Consider the following 25,470-nt stretch of genomic DNA (forward strand, 5'->3'; position numbering starts at 1 on the left):
AACGCCTTGTAATCGTTTTCGGGCGTATCGCTGGCCATCGTCGGGTATCCGGCGCAAAATGGTGCGAATGCAGCAAAGGGGCGGCAAGCAGGGTGACTGCAGACGAATCAGCGCGGATCGACGGCATGACCGGCAGCACGACGTCGGTGCTGCGCACGCTCGTCCTCAGCGACCTCGTCGATTCGACCGCACTCGTCGAACGCCTCGGTGACCAGCGGGCGGCCGACCTCATCCGCAAGCACGATCGTCTCGCGCGCTCGCTCATGCAGCAGCACGGTGGCCGCGAGATCGACAAGACCGACGGTTTCCTGCTCGTGTTCGAGCGGCCGATCCAGGCGGTCGCCTACGCACTCGATTACCAGCGCGAACTCAGCGAACTCGGCACGCAGGAGAAGACCGAACTCGCCGCGCGCATCGGCATCCACGTCGGTGACATCGTCGTCTGGGACAACAGCGCCGACGACGTCCGCCGCGGCGCCAAGCAGACCGAGGTCGAAGGCCTCGTCAAGCCGATCGCGGCGCGCCTCATGGGTCTCGCGCTGCCGCGCCAGATCCTGATGTCGGGCACCGCCTACGACATCGCGCACCGTGCGCAAGGCGAGCTCGGCGAAAAGCTCGCGCGGGTGCGCTGGCGCACGCACGGGCGCTACCGTTTCAAGGGCGTGCCGGACCTCGTGCCCGTGTTCGAGGTCGGCGAGGAAGGCTACGCACCGTTGCGCGCACCGGCCTGGTCCGGCAAGGCGTACCGCGAGATGCCCGTCTGGCGTCGCCCGGTCGCGATCATCGGTGAAGCGCTCGCATTGGTGGTACTGCTCGCGGTTCCTGCGTGGTACCTGTTCAAGCCCGCGCCGGCGATCGCGTTCGCCAACCGCGACTGGGTCGTTGTCGGCGACCTCAGGAATCTGACCGGACACAAGGTTTTCGACGACTCGCTGGAAACGGCTTTCCGCATCGGGCTCGAGCAGTCGCGCTACGTCAATGTCATGCCGGAACTGCAGGTCCGCGATGCGTTGAAACGCATGGAGCGCGATCCGTCGGCGACCGCGGTCGATCGTGCGATTGGCTCCGAGGTCGCGCTGCGCGAAGGGGCACGTGCGGTCGTTCTGCCCACGGTCGCGGAAGTGGGTGGTCGCGTCCGATTGACGGCGGAGATCGTCGATCCGAACACGCAGACGTCGGTCTACAGCGACTCGGTCGAAGGCGTCGGCGAGGCCGCGGTACTGCCGGCGATGGACGACCTATTGAAGAAGATGCGCGGCCGTCTCGGCGAATCGATCGCGAGCATCGGTGAGACCAGCGCGCCGTTGGCCGAGGTGACGACGCGCAACTTCGATGCGCTGAAGGCGTACTCGCTCGGACTGCAGGCCGTCGCCGGAGGACGCGGAGGCGAGGCACTGACGCTGTTCAACCAGGCGATTTCGCTCGATCCGCAGTTCGCGCAGGCCTATCTCGGCCTCGCCAACGTCTACTACAGCACCAGCCAGAAGGCGAAGGCACACGAAGCCGTGACGAATGCGGTGCGCGACCTCAATCACCTGAGCGTTCGCGAGCGACTGATCGCGCAGGGATACGCTGCGTTGTTCGGAACTCCGGACGCAATGCGCGAGAAATGGTCGATGCTCACCAGGCTGTATCCCGACGATCTGGTAGGTACGCAGAACCTCGCGATGGTGCTATGGCAATACGACAACGACCTCGAGCAGGCCGCGCAGTACTTCCAGAAAGTGACCGCCAGCCAACATCCACGCCGCGGTTACGCATGGTTGTACCTAGGTGACATACAGGTCGCCAGGGGCGACTTCACGGCGGCGGCAAAGAGTTACGCGACCGCGCGCCAGGTGGGTTCGCCGCAGAACTACCTCGATCCCGTCAATCTCCCCATCGCACAGCGCGACGCTTCCGGCGCGACCGCCGCACTCGCGAAGGAAGACACCCATCACTACCCCTTCTTCGACGTGGAAGCGCAGCTTCGTAAGGCGGCCATCGAGGTCGGACGAGGGCATCTCGCGAGCGCGCGAGCAGCAGCGGACGCGGCAGTAGCGCTCGCCGACCATGCGAAACTCGAGTCGTCGCGGCAGCGCGCGCGCCTCGCGGGCCTGGCGATCGCGTTCGCGCAAGGTGATGCCAAAGCCGGCGAGAGCCTCAAGGCATTTGTCGCCGACGAGCTGCGCCGCATGAAGAACGCGCCGGCGACCTACGATTTCAGCAGCTACGTTCATCTCGGCGTGGCCTCAATGCTCGCACTGCGCCACGGCGATCCCGCACTGGCGGAGCGCGCGCTGGCGGCGTTGACGCCGGCTGCAGAGGCGAGCGGCTACGACAGCCTGCGGCAACTGACCCGCATAGCGGCCTGCGAAGCGCGCAGCAGCGCCGATGCGGCAGGTGCCGTCGCCTGCTTGGAGGCGCTGCCTGTGGAAAAGGCCTACTACCAGAAGCGGGTGGCAATGCTGCACGCATACCGCGCAGCCGGCCGCGACGAGCAGGCGCTTGCGACGGCGCGCTGGTTGACCGAGCACCGCGGCCTCGCGACGGCTGATTTCGTCGGCGAGTTCGCGAGCCAGGTGCCGAACCTGCTAGCCAGCGACGCGGCCCTCGTGGACGTCGCGGAACTCGAGCTGAAAGCGGGGCACGCCGACACCGCGAGGAATGCACTCGCCGAGTTCAAATCCGCTTGGAACTCCGCCGAGGGCGACCTCCCGCTGTCGCGGAAGGCCGCACGCCTCGAAGCGTCACTTGTTCAATAGGAACCAACCCATGCCGACGGCGCCATCTACCTTGGCGCGGATGGCGGTGCGCTGCGACTGCAGCGCTTCCTTCGAGGGAAGACTGCGCACCGCCGGCACCGCGGCCGGATCCACCTGCACGCCGTGTTCGGCGAGCGCTGCCGCCGGATCGCCGAGGAATTTCTCGCGGAACTGATCGTCCGTGCCGAGGCGATCGAGCAACTGGTCGAGCTGCTCGGACGATGCGATGCCCTTGCCCATGGTCCCCTTCCCCTTTCGTGTGTGACGGAATCTGAAGCCCGGCTAAGCTTAGGGCGTCGCGCCGGACAACTCCAGCGCCTGCACCCGGATGTCCACGATGGAGAGCGATTCGCGCCTGCGCCGCTGCAGTGTCCTGTTCGTCGAACCGCGCGAGACGCTCGACCTCGATCTTGCCGGACTGCTGGGCGGCCGTGACGTGGTGGCCTCGCATTGCCGCTGGGTCGCGCTGGCACCTCATCTCGACACCGAGGTCGACATCGACGACGAAGAGCTGGCCGTGCTCGGCCGGGTGGGAGAAACGCCGTGGCGTCGATATGAAGACCTCGCATCGACCGCCTCGCGCGCCGTCCTTGCGCGCCTGCTCGACTGCGGCCTGCTGATCAGCGATGCGCCCGCGCGCGAAGGCATGCGGCGACGCGACGAGATCGTGCGCGGAACGCATTGGCGCTCCCTATCGGCAGTCGCGCACATGTTCAGCCGTTGGCGCGGCACCGACGTCGCGGACGATGCACGCATCACGCGTGACCGCACCCTCGTCGATCTCGTCGACGAGTACGGGCTGCCGCCGCCGCACCGCGTCCAATGCGGCGAAGCGCGCATCGACCTGCCGGATTGCGAGACGACGGCGCTCGATGGCCTGCTGCGTTCGCGTACGACCTGTCGCAATTTCGATCCTAGCAGCGAGCTCGCGCCGGCGGATTTCGCCGCGGTGCTGAAGCGCGTCTTCGCGGCGCACGCCGTCAGCGAGCCGCTCGCCGGTGTGCAGGTCATCAAGCGCGCCAACCCTTCCGGCGGCGGGCTGCACCCGCTGGAGGCATACCTGCTGCTGCGTGGCGTGCAAGGGGTTGCCGCCGGCTTGTATCACTACGATGTCGTCGGTCACGCGCTCGAACCGCTTGCCTTGCTCGACGCCGCCACCGCGACGGCACTCGCCGAACGCTTCGTCGCAGGCCAGAAGTACCTGTCCGGCGCGCACGCGCTGGTCGTGATCGCGGCACGCTTCCAGCGAACCTTCTGGAAATACCGCAACCACGCAAAGGCTTATCGCGTGCTTCTGCTCGAAGCAGGCCATGTCTCGCAGAACATCTATCTGGCCGCGACCGAGCTCGGGCTCGGCGCGTTCATCACAGCGGCGATCAACGAGGGCGACATCGAGCAGGCGTTCGGCCTCGATCCCCTCGAGCAGGGACCGATCGCGGTTTGTGGCTTGGGGATCCGCGCACGGCGCTGCGACGTGACCGAATTCGATCCGCTCGGCGTCGTGTGGGACGAATCCGGGACGCGGCGCTGACCGACGTGCCCGAAAGCCTGCGGGCGAGCCATCCCCAGCCACCCCCGATATCGGTGTCGACCGACACGGCCGGGACCGACGGCCAAGTTGCCCGACATGCCTAGGCAGATGCACGTGCTCGTTGCTAGGCTAGATGGCCCGATGTTCGGGCACCGCTCACCATAGAAGGGATCGAAGATGACCAGCGAATCGCCGGAAAGCAAGGCCGTATTGACGTTCGAGGCGGCGAAGGGAAAGGCCCTGCCGGATCTTCCCGGTCAGGTGCAGCTCGCCTCCGAAACGGAAGAGCAGAAGTCCGTTATTTTCGTATTCGCCGCCGCCAAGTGAATCTCGGCGATCGCAGCTCGTAGCATCCCGCCGGCCCACGCGAGTGGGCCGGTGGTCACATTGCGGGAACCGAAAGTTGCTTGTCGAAGCATGAAATCCCCTACAGCAGGACAGGCTGCGATCTTCTGCAGGGCCGCATCTTCGTCTTCGGACACCCTCCCGGAGGACGCGAGCTGCATCCAATCGGTAGCCGTTTCCGGCGCCGATTTGTTGCGGCAAGACAGCGCCGACACGCGCCGGCACTTCGAACACGCATTGGATCGGTTGCAGCGGTCGGCGACGTTGGATCGCCTCGTTTCCGGCGAGGTATCCAGGCTCGCACACGACGGCGCGTACATCCCCGAACGCGTCGTTCCGGGGCGCTTGTCGCTCTACGAGAACGCGGACTGTCGCCTTGACCTCGTGACCACGCGCACGAGCGCCGAGCAACCGTCGACGTTCCTGTATTCGAACACCACGAGTCTCGTGCACGTTTCACTCGACGATTCGGCGCGCGTCTCGATCTCGGCCTACCAGGCGCCTCGGGTCGAGCGCAACGACACGTTCGTCGCCGGAGCGAAGCTCGAGTTGATCGAGCAGCGGAACCTCGACCGCTATCACGCTATCCGCGCGTCGGCGGACGGGCTTACGGCGCACGACCTGTGCAGCGACCGACCTTCGGTCCTGCTCCGTCTCGCGCTGAAACGGGAGCTTCCTTTCGTTTGGGGATTCGATCGCGAAGTACTGGCTGCGAAGTTCTACTACCCGAGCGACGTGGGAGCTTCGAGGAGGGCGCTCGCCATCGATTTCCTGCTCGCCACATCCCACCCGCGGCTCGCCGAGTTGTGCTCGCTGTTGCGAGCCAGCCAATGGCATTTCCTGCGCTGGCGCGCGATCCAGGTCATGGCGAGGGAGGGTTTCGCCACCGTCGACGAGTTGATGCATGCGGCGTGCGACGACAATCATCCCGAGATCCGCTCCGCGGCCCGCGATACGCTCGATCAGATGGCGCAGGCGTAGGCCGATGCCCGTCAAGATGCCTTCGGTCGCGTGCCGACCAGTTTCTCTGGCCGAGTACGTCGAACACATCGAGGCGGAAGTCGACTTCCGGGATCGTGACTCGATCATCGCGTCGGCGCCCATGCTGCAACGGCTTGCAGCGAACAAGAACTTCTTTGGCGATTGGCTGATCGACCAGCTGTCCGCCGACGCGAGCGAGTTCCAGCGCGGCAACGACTACAACTACCAGTCGATCGTCCTGCGCGTCACCGACGACTATTTGCTGAGGGTCAATTTCTGGGTTCCCGAAGCGCACATTGCGAAGCATGGAGCACGTGAAACGGTGGCGTTCGGTTACAACGCGTACCACAACCACAATTTTAATTTGTTGACAGTCGGATACAGCGGTTCGGGTTACGCGACCGACATCTACCGCATGCGTGAGCCGTTCCGCGCGCACGAGATCGGCGACGAACCGGACCTCGAAGCATTGGGACGATGGCACCTCGGCTGCGGCGAAGTGATGTTCTACGATGCATTCAGGGATGTGCACTCGCAGATCGCACCAGCTGAGCTGTCCGTGTCGATCAACCTCATGACTCATTCGGCGCGCGACACCTGGCCGCAATACATGTTCGACGCGCAAACGATGGCGATAACCGGTATCGTCGGATCGCCCCTGGATGCGCGCATACATCTGCTGACAGTTGCCAAGCGCCTGGTTCCCGGACTCGCGAATGAAGCCCTGCAGGACCTCGCAAGGAACGATCCGTCTCCGAGGCTGCGAAAACTTGCTGCTGACGCATTGGATGATCGCTTCACCGATTGGCGCTAGACGCGTCCCGTGGGCGATCGCGGTCCATGAAATCGCAAGGCTGCGCACACCGCGTTTGGTTGTTCGAACCGACCGGCATTTCGCTCGGACGCACGGCGGCGCTGTCCCGTGTCTGACGCGAGGAATACTCTACGCGCGCTGCTCGGCAAGCCCAATAATGATGCTTTCGGGACCACGGATGTAACAGAGCCGAGACATGTCCCTGTAGTGCACGATTTCGCCGACGAGTTGGGCGCCATGGGTCTGCAAGCGTGCGAGGACTTCATCGACATCGTCAACGACGAACATGACGCGCCGTATGCCGAGCGTGTTTACCGAAGCGTTCTTCGGCTCTGCATTGACCGCCGCCGGCGCACGGAATTTGAGCAGCTCGATCCGACCGTGACCGTCCGGGGTCTGCATCATCGCGATCTCACACTGAACACCCTCGAGCCCAACGACAATATCCACCCAGCGTCCCTCGAGGGGCATCTCACCTTGCAACTCCATACCGAGCTCTACAAAAAACGCTTTAGCAGCCTCAAGGTCGTCAACCACGAGGAGAACGTTGTCCATCCGTTGAAGCGCCATCGTTCCTCCGCCACCGTCGAAGAAATCGATATTTAAAGGCGCAATTCAGACTCGGGTCAATGGAGAAAGGGCGCCCGCGCGACCAACGTTCGACCATGAATGAATTCGACGCAGTCTGGGTTCTTTCCCGCATGCGGCGCGCCCATGAGCCGCGACGAGATTGGTTGATCATGAGGCTCCTTCTGATCGGGCGAGTCGCACGAAGCTATCGCGATCCGTAGGTTGCGCGGGGTTGCGTACACCGCGTCTGGTTCTTCGAAGTCTCTCTCTGGAAACCGACGTAGCGGACTCAAGCGCCCCGAAACGGCAACGAGCGCAATCGTTTTCCCGTTAATGCGAACAGCGCATTGCCGACCGCGGGCGCGATCGGCGGCGTGCCCGGTTCGCCGCAGCCACCCATCTTGTCCGTGCTCGGCACGATGTGCACTTCGACCTTCGGCATCTCCGGCAGGCGCAGCGCGACGTAGTCGTTGAAGTTGTTCTGCTCGACGCGCCCGTTCTTCAGCGTGAGTTCGCCGTGCAGCGCCGCGGACAGGCCGTAGGCGATGCCCGACTGCATCTGCGCCTCGACCGTGAGTGGGTTCACCACCGGCCCGCAGTCGATCGCGCAGACGACGCGATGCACGCGCACCTTGCCGTCCTCGACCGATACTTCGGCGACTTGCGCGACGTAGCTGTCGAACGACTGGTGCACGGCGAGACCCGCCGCGTGGCCCTTCGGCAGCGGCTTGCCCCAACCGAACTTCTCCGCGGCGAGATCGAGCGCGCGTCGTTCGCGCGCGCCCTTCGGCAGCAGCGCGCGGCGGTACTCGAGCGGATCCTGCTTCGCCGCGTGCGCGAGTTCGTCGACGAAACTTTCGACGACGAATGCCGTGTGCGAGTGGCCGACCGAACGCCACCAGAGCACGGTGACTGGACTCTTGGGCGAATGCAGCTCGACGCGATGCGCGGGAATCGCCGCGAGATACGGCGAGTCGGCCGCACCTTCCACCGAGGTGGCATCGACGCCGTCCTTGACCATCATCGGCTCGAACGGAGTGCCGGCGAGGATCGACTGGCCGACGATCGTGTGTGCCCACGCGGCGGGCTTGCCGTCCGCGTCGAGCGACGCGCGCAGGCGTGACAGCCACATCGGGCGGTAGTAGCCGCCGTGGATGTCGTCCTCGCGCGTCCACACGACCTTCACCGTGCGCTTCGCCGCTTTGGCGACGAGGGCGGCCTCGACGATGAAGTCGGACGTGGGACTCGCGCGCCGGCCGAAGCCACCGCCGAGGAACGTCGTGTGGATGCGCACCTGCTCGGGCTTGATGCCGAGGGCTTTGCCGACGTTCATCTGGTCGACGGTCTGGAACTGGGTGCCGGTCCAGATCTCGCAGCCTTCGCCATCGATCGAGACCGTGCAGTTGAGCGGCTCCATCGGCGCATGCGCGAGGAACGGCACTTCATACTCCGCTTCGATCGCCGACGGCGCGCCCTTCAGCGCTGCCTCGACGTCGCCCGCCGCCTTCGCGGTCGCGCCCGGCGTCGCGGCGAGCTTGCGGTACTCATCACGCAGGTTCGCCGTCGAGACCTGCGCGAACGCGCCTTCGTCCCACTCGAGCACGAGTGCGTCGCGCCCCTGCTTGGCCGCCCAGAAGTGCTTGCCGAGCACGGCGACGCCGCTCGGCACCTCGACCACGTCGAGCACGCCGGCGATCGCCTTCGCCTTCGTCGCGTCGACCTTCTTCAACGTCGCACCGAATACCGGCGCGCGCGCGACGAGCGCGACCGCCATGTCCGGCCGCTTCACGTCGAGTCCGAACTCGGCCGTGCCGGTCGTCTTCGCCCTGCTGTCGAGGCGACGCGTCGGCTTGCCGATCAAGGTCCAGTCCTTCGGTTCCTTCAGCTTCACGCTCGCGGGCATCGGCAGTTTCGCCGCGGCGTCGGCGACCTCGCCGTAGCGCACGCGCCGCTCGCCGTGCACGACGTGGCCGTTGTCGACCCGGCATTCGGCGGCCTTCACGCCGAGCTTCGCCGCGGCGGCGGCGACGAGCAGCTCGCGCGCCATCGCGCCGGCGGTGCGCAGCTGGTCGAACGATTCCCACGTGCTCGTCGATCCGCCGGTCATCTGCATGCCGAACGCGGTGTGCGCGTATTCGGGCGCGGCCGGCGCATGCTCGACGCGCACCCGGTTCCAGTCGCAACCGAGTTCCTCGGCGACGACCATCGGCAGCGACGTCCACACGCCCTGGCCCATCTCCGAATGCTTGAGCAGGATCGTCACGCTGTCGTCGGGCGCGATGCGGATGAACGCGTTCGGCGACACTGGCGGCTTCGCCGCGGGCGCCGGCTCCGCCGCGACCGCGCGTCGCGCCGCGACCGGTACGATGAACGCGACGACCAGACCCGCGGCCGCGGACTTCACGAACGCGCGACGGCTGAGTCCTGTCGCGAGCGGCACCGGTGTCGCCGGCTCGGCGGGTGCGAGCGGAATCGGAAGCTGCATGCCATCACGCCACATGGCCGCCCTCCTTCGATGCGAGTTCGGCTGCGCGGTGCACCGCGCCACGGATACGCTGGTAGGTGCCGCAGCGGCAGAGGTTGCCCGCCATCGCGGCGTCGATGTCGGCATCGCTCGGCGAGGGCTTCTGCGCGATCAGCGCGGCGGCGCTCATGATCTGCCCCGACTGGCAGTAGCCGCACTGCACGACGTCGAGTTCCTGCCAGGCTCGCTGCACCGGATGCGAGCCGTCGCTGGACAGGCCTTCGATCGTCGTGACCGACTTGCCCGCGGCGGCGACCGCAGGCATCACGCACGAACGGATCGCCTGGCCGTCGAGATGGACGGTGCACGCCCCGCACTGCGCGAGGCCGCAGCCGAACTTCGTGCCGGTCATCCCGAGGATGTCGCGCAATACCCAGAGCAACGGCATGTCGGCCGGCGCATCAACCTCGTGCGGCTGGCCATTGACGACAAGCTTCATCGGCGTCTCCGGTGCGTGCGGGGATGCTCAGGCTACTCCCGCGCGGAGATGCCCGCCAGCCGCTTGCAGGATCGGACAAGAACCGCGCACGAACAGGCAAGACCGCGCCCGCACGGCCACAAATCGACGAAGCACGCAGGCCGGACGACCGCAGGTCGGCCGGCGGGACCCGTGATCGTCAGGACGGCTCCCGCGCGAGATCGCCCGGCGTGTCGAGATCGCGCGCGAGCGCCGGCGCGGCGATCGCGATGACATCGTCCGCGCGCTCGCGCAGCAGCGCCCGCGCGCCGGTGTCGCCGCGCAACTGCAGGATGCCGGCGAACCACGCGCGCGGCAGCAGCGCCGGCACGCCGAGCACGCCGGCGTAGGCGCTCGCGCTCGCTCGCGCGGGCGTCGCTCGCCAGGCGTCGCGCAATGCTCGCAGGTGCGCGCCATCGAGCGCAGGCTGGTCGGTCAGCGCGACGAGCGCGCCGTCGCAATCGGCCGGCAGCGCGGCGACGCCGGCGCGCAGCGAGGCAGCGAGGCCCTCGGCGTGGTCGCGCGCGACGATCCGCTGGAGCGGCAAGTCGGCGATGCAAGCGCCCACCGCGGCCGCGTCGTGGCCGAGAACGACGACGAGCGTATGCGGAGACGTTTCGAGCAGTGCGCGCGCCGCGCGCCGCAACAGCGGCTCGCCGTCGATCTCGATCAGCTGCTTGGCGCGACCGAGCCGCGTCGACGCGCCCGCGGCGAGCAGCACGGCGCCGTGCGCGAGCTCATGCGTGCGCTGCACGCGCGAATTCCTGCTGCAGCTGCGCGACGATCGCGAGCGCGATCGCCTCGGCGCCTTCGCCGCCGAGCCGCAGGCCGATCGGCGCATGCAGGCGCGCCCGCAGCGCGTCGCGCGCGTCGCCGATCTCCGCCAGCAGTTCGTCGCGCCGCGCGGCGGGACCGAGCAGGCCGACGTACGGCACCGCGCTCGCGGCGAGCGCGCGCAGGCAGCGCGCGTCGAGATCGAGGTTGTGGTTCATCACGAGCGCGGCGTCGAAGCGTGTCGCCGCAACGACGTCGGCGAGCCGGTCGGGACCGTCGCGATGCTCGTCGTCGATGCCGCTGCCCGTGGCGAAGCGCAGCCAGCGCTCGCGATGTTCGGCGAGTTCGACGCGCCAGCCGAGCAGGCGCGTGAGCGCGAGCAGCGGTCGCGTCTCCGGACCCGCACCGAGCAGCAGCACGCGCGGCGCCGGTGCCACGCGCACGTGGCCGGTCGTCGCGAACGCGATGTCGTCGTCGACGGCTCCGCCGCGTTCGTCGAAGCGATAACGTTCGTCGCCGGCGCATGCTTCGCCGCTGCCGAGGCGCTCGCCGTCGGTGACGAAGTCGAGCACGAGTTCGACGTCCCGCGCGTCGGCCGCGCGCAGCGCGCGGCGCAGCGGCGCGTTGCTCGCCGGCAGCGGCAGCAGCAATACGTCGATCGAGCCGCCGCAACCGGTGCCCGATCCGAACACGCGATCCTCGTCGCCGCTCGTGTCGAAGCGCGCCGACTGCGCGCTGCCGTTGGCGAGCACGTCGCGCGCGCGCGCCTCGAGCTCGGCTTCGAGGCAACCGCCCGACAACGCGCCGACGCGGACGCCGGCCGCATCGAGCAGCACCAGTGCACCCGGCTTGCGATAGGTCGAACCGCTGCTGCCGACGACCACGCAGAGAACGCCGTCGCGCCGCGCGGCGGCGAGTGACTCGACGCCGGCGACGAGCGCGCGCAAGCCGCCGAGCGGCGGCGGCGGAAGCGACGGTTCGACGACGATCGGCATGCGAGTCATATTCCCGGGAAACGCTCATCATAACGACGCGCATCGGGCGGCGGCGCAGACCGCGTCACAGGCTGCCGCTCAGCGCGCCACGAAACGACTCGGCAACAGGCGCGCGAGCCACGGTCGTCGCACGAGCACGTTGCCGAGCCGCTCGAGCTTGAGGCCGACCTTGCGCACGCCGTCGTCGTCGAGCTCGCGCGCGATCAGGCTCACCGGGCCGAGCCGCACGCGGTCGCCGATTTCGATCGTGTGTTCGTAGCGGCGCGTGAAGTGCTCGGCGAGCGTGAGCGGCGCGTCCTTCGCGCGGATCGGCAAAGCGTAGAACTCGGCGACGTCGGCGAGGCGCACGTCGGCGTCGAAGCTGAACTCGCCGAACATCTCGCGCTCCGCCTCGCGCGCTTCTTCCGGCGGCGCGAACAGCCAGTCGAGGCGGTAGACGCGGCCGGGTGGCGCGAGCAGGTAGGCATAGTCGCCACCGGCGAGCGGGCCGCTCGCGTCGGGCATGAGGATCGCGCCGCCGCGCACGATCATCGCGAGCTGCGCCCAGCCGGGCAATGGCGCACCGGTGAGGATCGCCGCACCCGGTGCGACCGCGTAGCCGACCATCTCGCGTTCGAGCGAACCGGGCAGGTCGAGCTCGACGCGCCGCACCGCGCGATCGCGGTGCGGCAGCGCGACGTCGAGCAGGCGCGCGGCGAGGCCGAGCGTCCAGCCCTGCACGAGCAGCGACGCGAGCACGACGATGAACGCGACGTTGAAGATCAGCTGCGCGTTCGGCAGCCGCATGAGCATCGGTATCGAGGCGAGGAAGATGCCGACCGCCCCGCGCAGGCCGACCCACGCGACGAAGCCGATCTCGCGCTTGCCGTAACGGAAAGGTGCGAGGCAGAGCGTGACCGCGAGCGGACGGCCGACCAGCATGAGGAACGCGGCGAGGCCGAGTGCTGGCAGCAGCGCCGGACCGAGAGTATGCGGCGTCGCGAGCAGCCCGAGCACGAGGAACATCACGATTTGGCACAGCCACGTGCCCGCATCGAGCACCGACAGCAGGTTGGCGAAACCGGGCACGTTGCGGTTGCCGACGACGACGCCGGCGAAGTAGACCGCGAGGAACGCGCTGCCGTGCAGCCAGCCGGTGACGCCGAACACGAACAGTGCGGCGGCGACGAGGAACAACGCGGCGAGGCCACCCGTCAGCGGCAACCGGCGCATCGCGGCGGCGATCGCGAATCCGCCGAACGCACCGCCGAGCGCGCCGACGCCGAACTGCAGCGCGAGTTCGAGCGCGATGTCGCCTGCGGTGACGCCGGTCGGCGCGGCGAGGAACTCGGCGAGCAAGGTCGTCAGCAACACCGCGACCGGATCGTTCGCGCTCGATTCGATCTCGAGCGTCGCGCCGACGCGCGAGCGCAGTTGCAGGCCACCCGCGCGCAGCAGGAAGAACACCGCGGCCGCGTCGGTCGAGGCGACGACCGAACCGAGCAGCAGCGCCTGCACCGGGCCGAGGCCGAGCAGCGCGCGCGCGGCGAGGCTCGTGAGCGCGGCGGTCACGACCACGCCGACCGTCGCCAGCAACAGGGTCGGCGCGGAAACACCGCGGAAGCTTTCGCGTCGCGTGCGCAGCCCGCCGTCGAACAGGATCACCGCGAGCGCGAGCGAACCGATGCGATAGGTCGTGCCGACGTCGTCGAAATGGATGCCACCAGGACCATCGACGCCGGCGAGCATGCCGACGACGAGGAACACGAGCAGCAACGGGGCGCCGAAGCGACGCGCGACGAGGCTCGAGCCGATGCCGACGAGGACCAGCGCGGAGGCGGCGGCGAGCAACCAGTAGATGTCGTGGATCGCATTCATTCGTCGGTGCTCCGGCAAGGATCATAGCCGGTTGTCGAACGCGCCGACGCGCGCCGCGGCCGGCGCTCAGGCGCCGAAGCGGCGGTACTGGATCGCCTCGGCGAGGTGCACGGCGTCGATGCGCTCGCTGGCGGCGAGGTCGGCGAGCGTACGTGCGACGCGCAGCACGCGGTGGTAGGCACGCGCCGACAGGCCGAGCCGCTCGACCGCACGATCGAGCAACGCGTGCAGGCTCGCATCGAGCGCGCAGTCGCGCTCGACTTCGCGGTTGCCGAGCCACGCGTTCGGCTTGCCCGCGCGCTGCAGCTGGCGCACGCGCGCACTCGCGACGCGCGCACGCACGGTCGCGCTGTGCTCGCCGGCGGCGCCGTCGCGCAACTCGGCATGCGCGACGCGCGGCATCTCGAGCTTGAGGTCGATGCGATCGAGCAATGGACCCGACAGGCGCGCGCGGTAGCGTGCGATCATGTCCGGCGTGCAGCGGCAGCGACCGGACGCGTCGCCTGCATATCCGCACGGGCACGGGTTCATCGCCGCGACGAGCTGGAAGCGCGCGGGAAACTCCGCCTGGCGCGCCGCACGCGAGATCGCGATGCGGCCGGATTCGAGCGGCTCGCGCAGCACTTCGAGCACGTGGCGATCGAACTCGACGATCTCGTCGAGGAACAACACGCCGTGGTGCGCGAGCGAGATCTCGCCGGGGCGCGGCACGGTGCCGCCGCCGACGAGCGCGGCGGCCGACGCGGTGTGGTGCGGCGCGCGGAACGCGCGCCGCTTCCAGTTCGCGACGTCGGTGTCGTGGCCGGCGACCGAGCGCACCGCGGCGAGCTCCAATGCCTCGTGCTCGTCGAGTGGCGGCAGGATGCCGGGCAGTCGGCTCGCGAGCATCGTCTTGCCGGTGCCGGGCGGCCCGACCAGCAACAGGTTGTGCGCGCCCGCGGCGGCGACCTCGAGCGCGCGCCGCGCGTGCGGCTGGCCGCGCACGTCGGACAGGCACGGCGACGCGATCGCGACGGTGTCGGTCATGTCGTCGACTTCCGCGTGCGGCAGGTCGATGCGGCCGGCGAGGTGCGCGCACACTTCGAGCAGCGAGCCGGCGACGCGCACGTCGGCATCTTCGACGAGCGCGGCCTCGCGCGCGTTCTCGCGCGGCACGATCACGCGCCGTCCGCGTCGCGTCGCCTGCAATACCGCGGGCAGGACGCCGCGCACCGCGCGCAGTTCGCCCGACAGCGCGAGCTCGCCGATGAACTCGCAGCCATCGAGCGCGTCGCGCGGCACGCTGCCGTTGGCGGCGAGCACGCCGAGCGCGATCGGCAGGTCGAAGCGGCCGCCCTCCTTGGGCAAGTCCGCCGGCGCGAGATTGACGGTGACCTTGCGCTGCGGGTACTCGAGCTGCGCGTTGAGGATCGCCGCGCGCACGCGATCGCGCGCTTCCTTCACGGTCGTTTCCGGCAAGCCGACGATCGACGTGCCCGGCAGGCCGCCCGAAAGGTGCACTTCGCAGGAGACGAGCGGCGCGACAATGCCGACTTGCGCGCGGCTGTAGACGACCGCGAGGCTCATCGGCGTGCCGGCGGCGCGGCGGAAAAAGAGCCCGCCGTCCGCGCCATGGGGTGAACTGCGGCGGACAGCGGGCATCCCGGGAAATCCGTTCGGCGGCATTCCATGCAAGCGGCCTCCCTGCCGCGGACGCGTTCGCCCGTCGCCGCCGCAGCGGCGCGTCCCTTCGATGAGCGGGCGGATGAAGGCGACGGCGGTGCCGCCGCGACGTGCGTCAGTGCTTCGGCGCGGGGTTCGCCGCGAGGCTGCGTTCGAGCGCGAGCACCTGCTGCTCGAGCTCCTCGATCTTCTCGCGCGTGCGCAGCAGCACGCAGCGTTGCACGTCGAATTCCTCGCGCGTGACGAGATCGAGGTCGCGCAGGCCGGCTTGCAGCGCGCTGCGGAAGTTCGCCGTGAGGTCGGCGCGCGCTTCGTGCAGACCCGGTGGCACGAGCGCCGCGAGGCGCTGTGCGAGCGTGTCGATGGCTTGGACGTGGATCATGCGTTCACCCTGGCATGCTGATGATGGCGTACATCGTAGCGGGCGGACCGCAGCCTGTGCCGGCTGTTCGGAACCGTTGCATCTCGTTTCCCCGTCCGTGGGGGCGACCGGTGGCGAACGCGATGGTCCGCCACCGGCCGGAGCCTCCCTGCGGCGCCGTTCCGTCGGCGCAACCTCCCCGCGCCAGCCAGTCTAGGCCGACCCTCGATCGCCGCCATCCGCGGAATTCGGATTGCTCTGTAGGAAATTTCCTACCGGTCGATCGGCTATAGTCGCGATGCTGAACAAGACCACCCGGGAGACCGCGATGCAGATGGTCATGGCGATCATCAAGCCGTTCAAGCTCGACGATGTGCGCGAAGCGCTCGCCGAGATCGGCGTGCAGGGCATCACGGTCACCGAAGTGCGCGGCTTCGGGCGCCAGAAGGGCCACACGGAGCTCTATCGCGGCGCCGAGTACGTGGTCGACTTCCTGCCGAAGATCAAGCTCGAGGTCGCGGTCGCGGACGACCAGCTCGAGCGCGTCGTCGAGGCGATCAGCCAGGCCGCGAACACGGGCAAGATCGGCGACGGCAAGATCTTCGTCTGGCAGCTCGACCGCGTCGTGCGCATCCGCACGGGCGAACTCGACGCCGACGCGCTCTGACGCGCTGCGCGCGCGTCATGCCGGGACGGCGGCGCGATCCTCATCCGGCATCCGCGCCGACACCTTCGATGTCCGCCTCGACGTAGGCGATGCCGCCCACGCTGCCGGCGTCCGCGCGGGCGCCGACGACGCGGTCCCGACCGGCGCATTTCGCGCGATAGAGCGCTGCGTCCGCGAACGTGATGACCTGGTCGACGCTGCCGTGGCGCGGCGCGCGCGCGTCGAACGGAAACGCGGCCCAGCCGATCGAGCACGTCACCTGCAGCGGCGTCGCGCCGACGATGAACGGTGTCGACGCGATCGCGTCGCGCAGGCGCAGCGCCGAAGCACACGCGCGCTCGCGCTCGGTGTCGCGCAGCACGACGAGGAACTCCTCGCCGCCCCAGCGCAGCGCGACGTCGCCGCTGCGCAGCAGCGCGCGCACGCGCCGCGCGAACTCGACCAGCACCGCGTCGCCCGCGGCGTGGCCGTGCGCGTCGTTGATGCGCTTGAAGTGGTCGACGTCGGCGAGCACGAAGATGAGGTCGGCCGCGCACTCGCCGCGCACGGCGCGGCGGATCGCGCGCTCGCACTCGGGCGGCAGCTCGAGGCCGAAGTAGCGACGGTTCCACAGGCCGGTGAGCGGATCGGTCAGCGACGCGTGCGCGAGCTGCCGGTTCGCCTCGGCGAGCGCGCGCGTGCGTTCGCCGACTTCGTGCTCGAGCGCGCGGGCGCGCGCGGCGAATGCGCGGGCGCGCACCCGTCCCGCGAACAGCCCGAGCAGGATCATCGCCGCGGCGTAGAGCAGGAACGCCCACGGCCGGCGCCACCACGGCGCGTGCACGCGGAACGCGTGCGAAACCGTTCCGCTCTCGACGCCGTCGGCGGCGCGCGCCCACGCACGAAATTCGTAGCGGCCGGGCGGCAGGCGGCTGTAGCTGCGGTGAGCGCTGTCGTTCCACTCGCCCGGCTGCGGCTCGAGCCCGACCAGCTGCGTGCGATACCGCGTGCGGTAGTCGCGCTGGTAGGACAGCAGTCCGAGCTCGAACGCGACGTTGCTGGAGGCTTCGTCGAGGTCCGCGCTGTCACCGAGATCGCCGCCGCCGCGTTCCTCCTTCGCGGCGAGGATACGCAGCGGCCGCGGCGCCGCCGGCGGCCGCTCCGATGCCGGGTCGTACATCGCCGCGCCTTCGATCGTGCCGCCCCACAGGCGGCCCTGCGCGTCGAGCAGCGAAGCACGCGTGAACTCGAGGTCGGGCAAGCCGTCGGCGAGATCGAATCGTTCGATGCCGGCGTCGTCGGGACCACGGTAGCCGGCCGGTAGGCGCAGCACGCCGTTCGCGCCGAACAGGTACATGCGCTCGCGCGCATCGAACTGCAGCTGGTAGATCGAGGCTGCGTTCGGCGACGTCGGCAGTGCGATCCGCGTGCACGCGAGATCGCGATCGAGGTCGACGCGCAGCACGCCGTCGAACGTCGCGACCCAGAGCCCATGCGCATGACCCGGGGCGCCGCGCTCGCGCAGGTCGAACACCGCGGTGTCGCCGAGCCCGCTGCAGGCGAGCCGGCGCCAGGCGCCGTCGCGCGCGAAATACAGGCCGTGTTCGGATCCCGCCCAGAGCGTCGCCGCACCGCTCGCGTCGCGCGTGTCGCGCAGCACGCGCACGAAGAAGTCCGCGGGCTCTTCGGGCACGGCTTCGCGCTCGAGGCGGTCGCCGCGCACGCGCGCGATGCCATGTCGCGTGCCGAGCCACAGCGTGTCGCCGCCGTCGCCATGCTGCAGGTGGAGGCCGACGACGGTGTCGTCCGGCAGCGCCGAGTTCGCGCTCGTGTACGCACGCACGCCGTCGCTGGCGACGCGCAGCAGGCCTTCGCGTGTTGCGACCCAGAGGTGGTCGCCGTCGCGCACGACGTCGAACACTTCGCTGCGCGCGTATTTGGCCGGCAGCCACGACCGCCATTCGTCGCCGTCGCGACGCACGCTGCCGCCGCTCGTGCCGATCCAGACCGCTTCCTCGCCGTCGAGGAAGCGCGTTTCGCCGAGCGCGAGCACGACGCGATGCGGCAGGCCGTCGCGTTCGACGAACGCGGACCACGTCTGCGGTTCGCCGCGCAGCACGCCGCTGTGGCCGGAGCCGAGCCAGAGCACGGGCGAAGGCTGGTCGGCGTCGGTGACGAGCGCGGTGTTGATCGCGTTCTCGGGCAGGCCGTTCGCGGTCGTCGTGCGCCGCCAGTGGCCGTCGTCGTCGAACTCGGCGAGGCCGCCGGTCGACAAGGTCGCGACGAGGCGCTCGCCGCCGCTCGCGCGCGGCATGCGCACGAAACGACTCGCACCGCCGGCGAACCCCGAAGCGCCGGCGTACACGAGGAGGGTCGCGTCGGCGAGTCGCGCGACACCGCGCGCGGTCGCGATCCACAGGTCATGGCCGTTCGCGCCGCCCCATTCGGCGAGCGCGGCGACCGCATCGTCGGGCAGTCCGTCCGCGTGCGTGAGTCGCCAGGCCGATCGGTGCGACGAGCCACGCGCGTCGTCGATGCGCACGACCCCCGCATCGCCCGTGCCGACGTACAGGGAGGCGACCGTCGCGCCGCGTGCGGGCAGCAGGCTGCGCACGTGCAGGCCGCGAGCAGCGTCGAGCGCACGACAACCGTCGGCATCGCAGCGGTCGATACCGTCGTCGGTACCGACCCAGACGACGTCCGCGTCGGTCTGCAGGCAGGTGACGCCGCCGCTCGCTGCCGTCGCCAGCGCGCGCCGCTCGAGCCGGCCGTCGCGCCAGGCGTACAGGCCGGCCGTATCCGTGCCGATCCAGAGCGTGCCGTCCGCCGCGGCGGCGAGCGCGGTCACGTACGGCTGCCGCGTCGACGCCCCGGGCGGAAGCGGCACGCCAACCCAGCGCCGGCCGTCGTAGCGCGCCAGGCCTTCCTCGGTGCCCGCGTAGACGAACCCGTCGCGATCCTGCGCGAGCGCGGTGACCCAGTTGCGCGGCACGCCTTCGCGGCTCGCGTAGCGCCGGTAGCTCTGCCAGCGCAGTGACGCGTCGTGGGTCGGCGCGGGCCCGTCGACGACCGCCGGCGGCGCGGCGCCGGCCGCTGCGCAGAACACGAGCGCGAGCACCGCGGCGCCGATGCGGCGCGCGTGCGCGAGCCCGCGAGAGCGGCGCAAACGGCGGGCGATTGGCAACATGGGACAAAGGATCGCGCGTCTCCGCTCCGAATGGCCGTCGCCGCGCCCGGCTGCGTCGGCCTCAGCGCAGCAGGATCCAGGCCCCGAGCGCGGCGAACAGCAGCGCCGCGCCGATGCGCGCGGCGCGCAACGGCAGTTTCGCCGCGAACCGCGCGCCGAGCCAGACGACCGGAACGTTTGCAAGCAGCATGCCGAGCGTGCTGCCGGCGACGACCTGCCACAGCGGCGAATACTGCGCGGCGAGCACGACCGTCGCGACCTGGGTCTTGTCGCCCATCTCGGCGAGGAAGAACGCGACGAGCGTCGCGATGAACACGCCATGGCCGGCACCGCGCTCGGCCTCGTCTTCGTCGGCCGCGTCCGGCTTGAGCGTCCATAGCGCGACCGCGAAGAAGCTCGCCGCGACGATCCACTTGAGCGCCTGCGGCGACAGCCAGTGCGCGACGAGCGCGCCGACCGAACCGGCGAGCGCGTGATTGACGAGCGTCGCGAGCAGGATGCCGAGACAGATCGGCCACGGCCGGCGGTACTTCGCGGCGAGGATCAGCGACAGCAGCTGGGTCTTGTCGCCGATTTCGGCGATCGCTACCGCGGCGGTCGAAACGAGCAGGGTTTGCATGGGGAACTCCGGGGCCGGGAAGCGGACGCGATGGATCGCGCACGCAGTCCCGGCCGGGTGCTGCCTGCACGAACCAAAGGTCTTGCCGAAGGTCCCGGTGGAACCCCGCGCGCGCCATGGCCTGCCGGCCAAGTGTGTTGACGCTCGCCACGCACCTGCGCGCGGCTACTCCCCGATGGAGCGCGCGCAGTGTAGCGGCGTGGGCGCGGGGCGGCCAGCCCGCGCGCGCCGCCGTCAGTCGAAGCCGTCGGCGAAGATCGCGTCGCCGTTGCCGACGCGCATCGTCACCGGCACGACGACGGTCGCTGCCGGCGCCGCTGCGGACGCGAGGCAGATCGAGCCGCCGTGGACGCCGTCGGCCGTGCCGCCGGCGTCGAACATCGCCTGCAGAGGCAGCATCGCGTCGGCTTCGATGTGGCCGGCCGCGGGCGCGAGCGCGAGCCAGCCGACCGGCGCCGCGGTCGCACCGCACGGGTCGCTCGCGAGCGTGTCGAGTTCGAGGATCAGGTGGACCCAGTCGAAACCGACTTCGGGATACGCGAGCGGTTCGTCGATGCCGCAGTCGTGCGCGGCCCAGTACGCGGGGGCGCTCTCGCCGTCGCTGTTGCCGCCCGGGTAGAACGTGTTGCCGCCGGCCATGCCCGACGGAACGTGGATCTCGGCGACGAGCACGCTGTCGCCGGCGACGTGCAGCGGCGCGTCGAACGCGATGCTGATGCGCTGCAGGCTCGTGTCGGCGACGTCGATGGTCTTCTCGGCGAGCAACTCGAGGTTGGCGAACGTGAACTCGCCGTGCAGCGCGTGCACGCGCACGGTGACCGGCTGCGATCCCGTCGTCGACATCGCCGAGTCGACCGCGAACGTCACGCCACGCACGACCATTTCCGTGGCCGGCACGCCGCGCGTGGCGAGGTCGAAGCGGCGCAGGTAGCGGTTGTCGAGCGAGTAGCCGGTCGGCGGATTGATGCAGGCGAAACTCGCGTTCTGCGTCGGCGCCGGGCTCGTCGTCTGCACGAGCGGCACCGGCGAAAGCACCGCGGGATCACCGCCCACGCGCGCGCTCCAGTCGGTCGCGGCCGCGCCGGTGTTGAGCAGGTCGAGCGCGAGCGACGTCGTCTGCCCGGCGGCTACCTCGCCGAGCGGCGCCGCGGGATCGGTGCCGAGGCAGGCCTGCAGCGCACGCAGGTCGATGTCGGCCGGCGTTTCGCCGCCGGCGGCGACACTGAAATCCTGCGTGACCGGGCGATGGCCGACCGCGTCGACGGTGAGCGCGAACGGACCGTGGGTGGCGTCGACCCAGTAGCGGTACGCGCCGTCGGCGCCGCTCGTCGTCGTCGAACTCTCGCCGGTGGCGGCGTGGATCGTGATCGTCGCGCCGGCGAGCGCCAGGGGATGCGCGTCGCAGGCGCCGAGGCTGCGCACCACGCCGACCAGCGCGCCGTAGCTCGCCGGTGCGGTCACCGTCATGGTCGCTTCGACGTCGCCGAACGGCCAAGCGTACGGTGTGTCCTCGGCGATGCGGATCGGCACGCGGTAGGTGCCCGGCTGCGCGACGTCGCGCGCGTCGAACGCGACGTCGAGCGTGCGGCTCGCGCCGGCGGCGAGCGTGCCGTGGTCGGGCGCGACGTCGAGCAGCGTGCTCGCGTTGATCGATTCCAACAGGTGCACCTGGTCGACGACGACCGAGCCCCACGGCGGCGTGCCCGTGTAGTGGAAGCGCACGCGCACGTCCGGCGCGCCGGTGAATGCACTGAGATCGAGTTCGATCAGCGCACCCGGACCGCTGCCGTTGTTCTCGTGCGTCTCGCTGTCCACGGTCGTCCACGTCGTGCCGCCGTCGGCGGAGGCGTCGACGTCGAGGCGCGGCGCGTTGTCGGCGCCTTCGAACAGCGACAGGAAGAAGCCGACCGACGCGGTATGGCTGGTCGACAGATCGAGCGGCGGCGACACCAGTGCCGTGTCCGACGCGTCGCCGCCCCAGCACGGGTAGAGGTCGACCATCGCCGCGCGGCCGTCGCCGCCCGCGGTGTTCGCCGCGTGCGCCGGATCGAGCGCGCTCCATGCGCAGCCCGCACCGACGTTGACCACGCTCCAGCCGTCGGGCGGGAACGTCGCGCCTTCGAAGTGTTCCTCGATCGCGACGCCCTCGAGGCCGAACTGCAGCGGCGCCGTGCCGCTGTTGTCGAGCGTGAGCGACGTGTGCGCGGTCGCGCCGAGTTCGACGCTCGCCGCGGGTGCCGCCGGATACAGGCGCAGCCGGCCGGCGGGCAGGGCGAGGTCCGCGCGCACGGTCGCGCCGGTGGCCACGTTTGCGGCTTGCGCCGCATCGCCGTAGCCCGCGGGCTGGCGTCCGCGCGTCGCCGTCACGAGCGGCGCGCCGCTCGGCGCGTACGCCGCATAGAAACCTTCGCCGACGCCGGGATCGGCGCTGCGCGCGGTCGTGACCGCGATGCCGCCGGCGACGCGCACTTCGGCGCCGTCGAGACCGATGCCGGTGTTCGCGTCGCGGACGTGGCCGACGACGAGGCCGCCGCTCGCGGGCGCCGTGCACGCGCCGCGCACGCTCACGTCGTCGATCGCCCACGGTCCGCCGACGCGCGGATCACCGTCGCTGCTGCCGTCGTCGGCGTGGAAGCGCAGGCGCGCGCCATTCGCCGCCGCGGCCGACAGCGCGACCGTCTCGTCGGTCCAGCCGCCGAGTTCGTACGCCGATCTCGGCGCACCGAGCGCATTCCACGTCGCGCCGCCATCGGTGCTCGCCTCGATGCGCGCGCGGCCGCCGGTGTCGACGTAGTAGCTGCGATAGCGCAGCACCGGGTTCGCGATCGCGAGGTTCAGCGCCGGCAACTGCAGGTAGTCGCTGCGACCGTCGTTGTCGAGGCCTTCGCCGGCACCGAGTTCGTCGCTCGCCGCGGCGATGCGCCCGTGCGCGGGAATCGGGAAGATCGAACCGCCGACGTCGGCGGCGTCGCCGAACAGCCAGCCGAGTCCCGCACTCGAACGGCTCCAGCCCGGCGGGGGCGCGCTGCCGTTACCCTCGAAATTCTCGCCGAGCAGGCTCGTCGCATACGCGTAGCCGGGTGCGTCGCATGCGACCGGATCGGCCGCGAGCGCGAAGTCCTGCTCCGCGCCGCTGGCGATCGACGCGAGCTCGCGCGACGTCGTGCGGTAGCCCGTGATGTCGCTCGTGACGTCGAAGCGGTAGGGACGTCCGTCCGGCAGGCGCACCGAGTAGCGGCCGCTGAGCGGATCGGTCCACACCGGGCCGTCGGGATAGCCGGAGATCTCGATCTTCGCGTGCAGCGGCCAGCCGGTCGCCGCATCGACGGCGCGACCGCCGACCTTGATCATCGGCGCCGGCGCGAGCGCGACGTCGTGGCGCGTCGTCGCGTCCGCCTGCACGCGCACGCCGGCCTCGCTCGAAGGCAGGTAGCCGTACGCGGTCACGCGCACGGTGTAGCCGCTGCCCGCGTCGACCGGCAGGCGGCGCACGTAGCCGCCGTCGCTGCCGCTGGTCGCCTGGTACACGCGCACGTTCTCGTCGACGAACATTTCGATCGTCGCGCCGGCGATCGGCGCGCCCGCCGCGCTACCGACCTGGCCGCGGACGAAGCCCTGCGGTCCGCACGCGTGCGCGGCCGCTTCGACCGCGCGCGGCGCGTCGATCTCGCCCCAGCCGGTCGCGTAGTTCGGCAGGTTGCCGACACCCGGCGGCGGCGAGCCGCCGCTGGCGTAGTCGATCGGTCGCGCGGTCTGCATGACGATGCCGCCGAGCGTGGCATAGTCGCCGCGCAGGCATTCGCCCGCTTCGAGCATGAGCGCGACGAGCCCGCTGATGTGCGGCGCCGACATCGACGTACCGGTCATCGTCGCGTAGCCGTCGCTGCCGTCGATCGCCGAGAGGATGTCGACGCCGGGCGCGACGACCTGCGGCTTCATCGTCGGATAGCCGCGCGGGTCCGGATACGTCGGCAAGCCCTCGCTCGCCTCGAGCGCGGGCCCCCACAGCGAATGCGGTGCGTACGCACCGTCGTGATTGCCGGTCGAGCCGACCGCGAACGCGCTGCCGAGCGATGCGGGGCTCGTCACCGTCGACAGGCCGGGCGGCTCGGGCAGGCCGCAGTTGCCCGCATTGCCCGCGGCGAACACCGGGAACAGGCCGGCGGCGACCCACGCCTCGACGATGTCGCGGTAGAAGTCGTCGGCGCTGCCGTCGCAGAGCGCGTAGCTGCCCCAGGAATTGTTGACGACCTGCGGGCGCAAGTCCGGGTTCGGCGCGCTGCCGTCGGTCTTCGTCGGCGCGAGCATGAACTCGCCGCACGCGGGCAACGCGAACTCGGCGCCCTTGATCGGCAGGCCGAGGCAGGCGATCCAGCGCGCGCCGGGTGCGACGCCCGTGCGATGGCGCAGGATCGGGTCGGCCGCGCCGTCGTCGCCGAGGACCGTACCGGTCACGTGCGTGCCGTGCCCTTCGCCCTGCGAGCCGTCGGGTTCGGTCGTCAGCAGCAGCGGTGCGTACCAGTTGTAGTCGTGCACGAAGCCGCCCGCGCCGAGATTGCCGCGGTACTGCCGCACGATCGCTTCGTGGCGGTAGAACACGCCGTCGTCGATGATGCCGACGGTGACGCCGTCGCCGGTGGTGCCGTCGTTCCAGACGTGGTCGGCACCGATCCAGGTGATGTTGTCGGTCGCGCCGCCGGCATCGACGGGCCGCGCCGCCGCGCGCACGGGCGGGTGCTCGGGCGCGACGAGTTCAGCCTTCGGCAGTTCGCGGATGCGCGCGACGCCGGGCGCCTGCGCGACGCGTTGCAGGGTGGCGACGTCGCCCTGCTCGACGAGGATCGTGTTCTTGATCCAGTAGGCATGGAACGCGACGCCGCGCTCGCGCAACAGGCGCCGCACGCCGGCCTGGCTGCGCTCGGCGGTCTCGCGCAGGCGTTCGTGCACGTAGCGGCCGCGCGCGATCCAGTCGAGCGTACGCGCGGCGGAGAGGTCGGCGCGCTCGCGGAATTCGATCGCGAAGCCGCCGCGCTCGCCCGCGGCGAGGCGGCGCTGCAGCGCGGGTGCGATCTCGACCGCGGTCGTCGCCTGGCCACCCGCTGTGCCGGCGCTGCCGCGGACCTGTGCCGCGGGCGTGCGGACCTCGCCCGTCGACGCGAGCAGGCCGTTGCAGAAGACCAGCAGGGCGACGCCGAGCAGCGGCGACCAGAACCGGCCCGGCGCAAGCGGGCGGTGTCCGCGCGGCGTGCGCGCGTGTGCGACATCGTGCATGGGAATCTCTCGTCGTTCTTCGGCGGCGGGCCCTGCGCGACGACGGCGGTTCGCCGTCGATCGTCGCGACGACCACGTCGCCGCAGGCTAGGCCAGCCCGCCCGCCGCGTGCATTCGCGAATCCTTTGCGCG

18 protein-coding genes and 1 riboswitch are annotated in these 25,470 nt (G+C 70.1%); of the genes, 6 read left to right on the forward strand and 12 right to left on the reverse strand.

All coding sequences use genetic code 11. The annotated features are described in order from the left end of the window. Positions 1–125: 125 nt before the first annotated feature. Positions 126–2,744 carry a putative peptide modification system cyclase gene (locus FHW12_RS07820; protein ID WP_182530452.1) on the forward strand — a complete coding sequence of 873 codons (2,619 nt, stop codon included), beginning with the start codon at positions 126–128 and terminating at the stop codon, positions 2,742–2,744. Here FHW12_RS07820 and FHW12_RS07825 read toward each other — a convergent pair. After that, positions 2,730–2,984 (reverse strand): NHLP-related RiPP peptide, encoded by a 255-nt coding sequence (locus FHW12_RS07825; RefSeq protein WP_182530453.1) that lies wholly within the window; start codon positions 2,982–2,984, stop codon positions 2,730–2,732. The genes FHW12_RS07820 and FHW12_RS07825 overlap by 15 nt on opposite strands. Positions 2,985–3,081: 97 nt before the next feature. Here FHW12_RS07825 and FHW12_RS07830 point away from each other — a divergent pair, with 97 nt between their 5' ends. The 4 genes from FHW12_RS07830 (at position 3,082) to FHW12_RS07845 (ending at position 6,415) form a co-directional block, all read left to right on the forward strand. Then, complete coding sequence (locus FHW12_RS07830; RefSeq protein ID WP_182530454.1) at positions 3,082–4,275, forward strand: putative peptide maturation dehydrogenase; 1,194 nt, start codon at positions 3,082–3,084, stop codon at positions 4,273–4,275. A 177-nt stretch (positions 4,276–4,452) separates the two neighbouring features. Continuing rightward, on the forward strand, positions 4,453–4,602 hold the full coding sequence (locus FHW12_RS07835; RefSeq protein WP_182530455.1) for a hypothetical protein: 150 nt from the start codon (positions 4,453–4,455) through the stop codon (positions 4,600–4,602). 90 nt (positions 4,603–4,692) lie between these two features. Further along, entirely contained in the window at positions 4,693–5,601 is a 909-nt protein-coding gene (locus tag FHW12_RS07840; protein WP_182530456.1) for a hypothetical protein, read from the forward strand. 4 nt (positions 5,602–5,605) lie between these two features. Beyond that, on the forward strand, positions 5,606–6,415 hold the full coding sequence (locus FHW12_RS07845; protein WP_182530457.1) for a hypothetical protein: 810 nt from the start codon (positions 5,606–5,608) through the stop codon (positions 6,413–6,415). A gap of 129 nt (positions 6,416–6,544) precedes the next feature. Here FHW12_RS07845 and FHW12_RS07850 read toward each other — a convergent pair whose 3' ends face one another. From FHW12_RS07850 to ubiK, 8 genes are all read right to left on the reverse strand, one after another. Further along, positions 6,545–6,970: a VOC family protein gene (locus FHW12_RS07850; protein ID WP_220484367.1), complete on the reverse strand. Its 426-nt coding sequence runs from the start codon at positions 6,968–6,970 to the stop codon at positions 6,545–6,547. A gap of 304 nt (positions 6,971–7,274) precedes the next feature. Further along, on the reverse strand, positions 7,275–9,470 hold the full coding sequence (locus FHW12_RS07855) for a xanthine dehydrogenase family protein molybdopterin-binding subunit (RefSeq protein WP_182530459.1): 2,196 nt from the start codon (positions 9,468–9,470) through the stop codon (positions 7,275–7,277). 4 nt (positions 9,471–9,474) lie between these two features. Continuing rightward, the gene (locus FHW12_RS07860; protein WP_182530460.1) at positions 9,475–9,948 is read right to left on the reverse strand and encodes a (2Fe-2S)-binding protein; all 474 of its coding nucleotides are present in this window, start codon (positions 9,946–9,948) and stop codon (positions 9,475–9,477) included. A gap of 178 nt (positions 9,949–10,126) precedes the next feature. Beyond that, complete coding sequence (locus FHW12_RS07865; RefSeq protein ID WP_182530461.1) at positions 10,127–10,720, reverse strand: nucleotidyltransferase family protein; 594 nt, start codon at positions 10,718–10,720, stop codon at positions 10,127–10,129. Then, on the reverse strand, positions 10,704–11,735 hold the full coding sequence (locus tag FHW12_RS07870; protein WP_182530462.1) for an XdhC family protein: 1,032 nt from the start codon (positions 11,733–11,735) through the stop codon (positions 10,704–10,706). Before FHW12_RS07870 ends, FHW12_RS07865 begins: the two co-directional genes overlap by 17 nt. Positions 11,736–11,813: 78 nt before the next feature. Further along, positions 11,814–13,592: a potassium/proton antiporter gene (locus FHW12_RS07875; protein WP_182530463.1), complete on the reverse strand. Its 1,779-nt coding sequence runs from the start codon at positions 13,590–13,592 to the stop codon at positions 11,814–11,816. Between the two features lie 66 nt (positions 13,593–13,658). Next, positions 13,659–15,158 (reverse strand): YifB family Mg chelatase-like AAA ATPase, encoded by a 1,500-nt coding sequence (locus FHW12_RS07880; protein WP_182530929.1) that lies wholly within the window; start codon positions 15,156–15,158, stop codon positions 13,659–13,661. 211 nt (positions 15,159–15,369) lie between these two features. Next, positions 15,370–15,636, reverse strand: coding sequence for a ubiquinone biosynthesis accessory factor UbiK (gene ubiK, locus FHW12_RS07885; RefSeq protein WP_182530464.1), 267 nt, complete (start codon positions 15,634–15,636; stop codon positions 15,370–15,372). A 307-nt stretch (positions 15,637–15,943) separates the two neighbouring features. On the opposite strand from ubiK, the gene glnK reads away from it, so the two are divergent. Next, positions 15,944–16,282, forward strand: coding sequence for a P-II family nitrogen regulator (gene glnK / locus FHW12_RS07890; RefSeq protein ID WP_182530930.1), 339 nt, complete (start codon positions 15,944–15,946; stop codon positions 16,280–16,282). Positions 16,283–16,322: 40 nt separating this feature from the next. Here glnK and FHW12_RS07895 read toward each other — a convergent pair whose 3' ends face one another. From FHW12_RS07895 to FHW12_RS07905, 3 genes are all read right to left on the reverse strand, one after another. After that, entirely contained in the window at positions 16,323–19,448 is a 3,126-nt protein-coding gene (locus FHW12_RS07895; protein ID WP_182530465.1) for a ligand-binding sensor domain-containing diguanylate cyclase, read from the reverse strand. A gap of 61 nt (positions 19,449–19,509) precedes the next feature. Beyond that, positions 19,510–20,067: a TMEM165/GDT1 family protein gene (locus FHW12_RS07900; RefSeq protein ID WP_182530466.1), complete on the reverse strand. Its 558-nt coding sequence runs from the start codon at positions 20,065–20,067 to the stop codon at positions 19,510–19,512. A gap of 88 nt (positions 20,068–20,155) precedes the next feature. Further along, positions 20,156–20,245: riboswitch (yybP-ykoY riboswitch) on the reverse strand. Between the two features lie 56 nt (positions 20,246–20,301). Next, complete coding sequence (locus FHW12_RS07905; RefSeq protein ID WP_182530467.1) at positions 20,302–25,338, reverse strand: S8 family serine peptidase; 5,037 nt, start codon at positions 25,336–25,338, stop codon at positions 20,302–20,304. Positions 25,339–25,470 lie beyond the last annotated feature (132 nt).

This window comes from Dokdonella fugitiva, from assembly GCF_014138265.1.
Lineage (GTDB): Bacteria > Pseudomonadota > Gammaproteobacteria > Xanthomonadales > Rhodanobacteraceae > Dokdonella_A > Dokdonella_A fugitiva_A.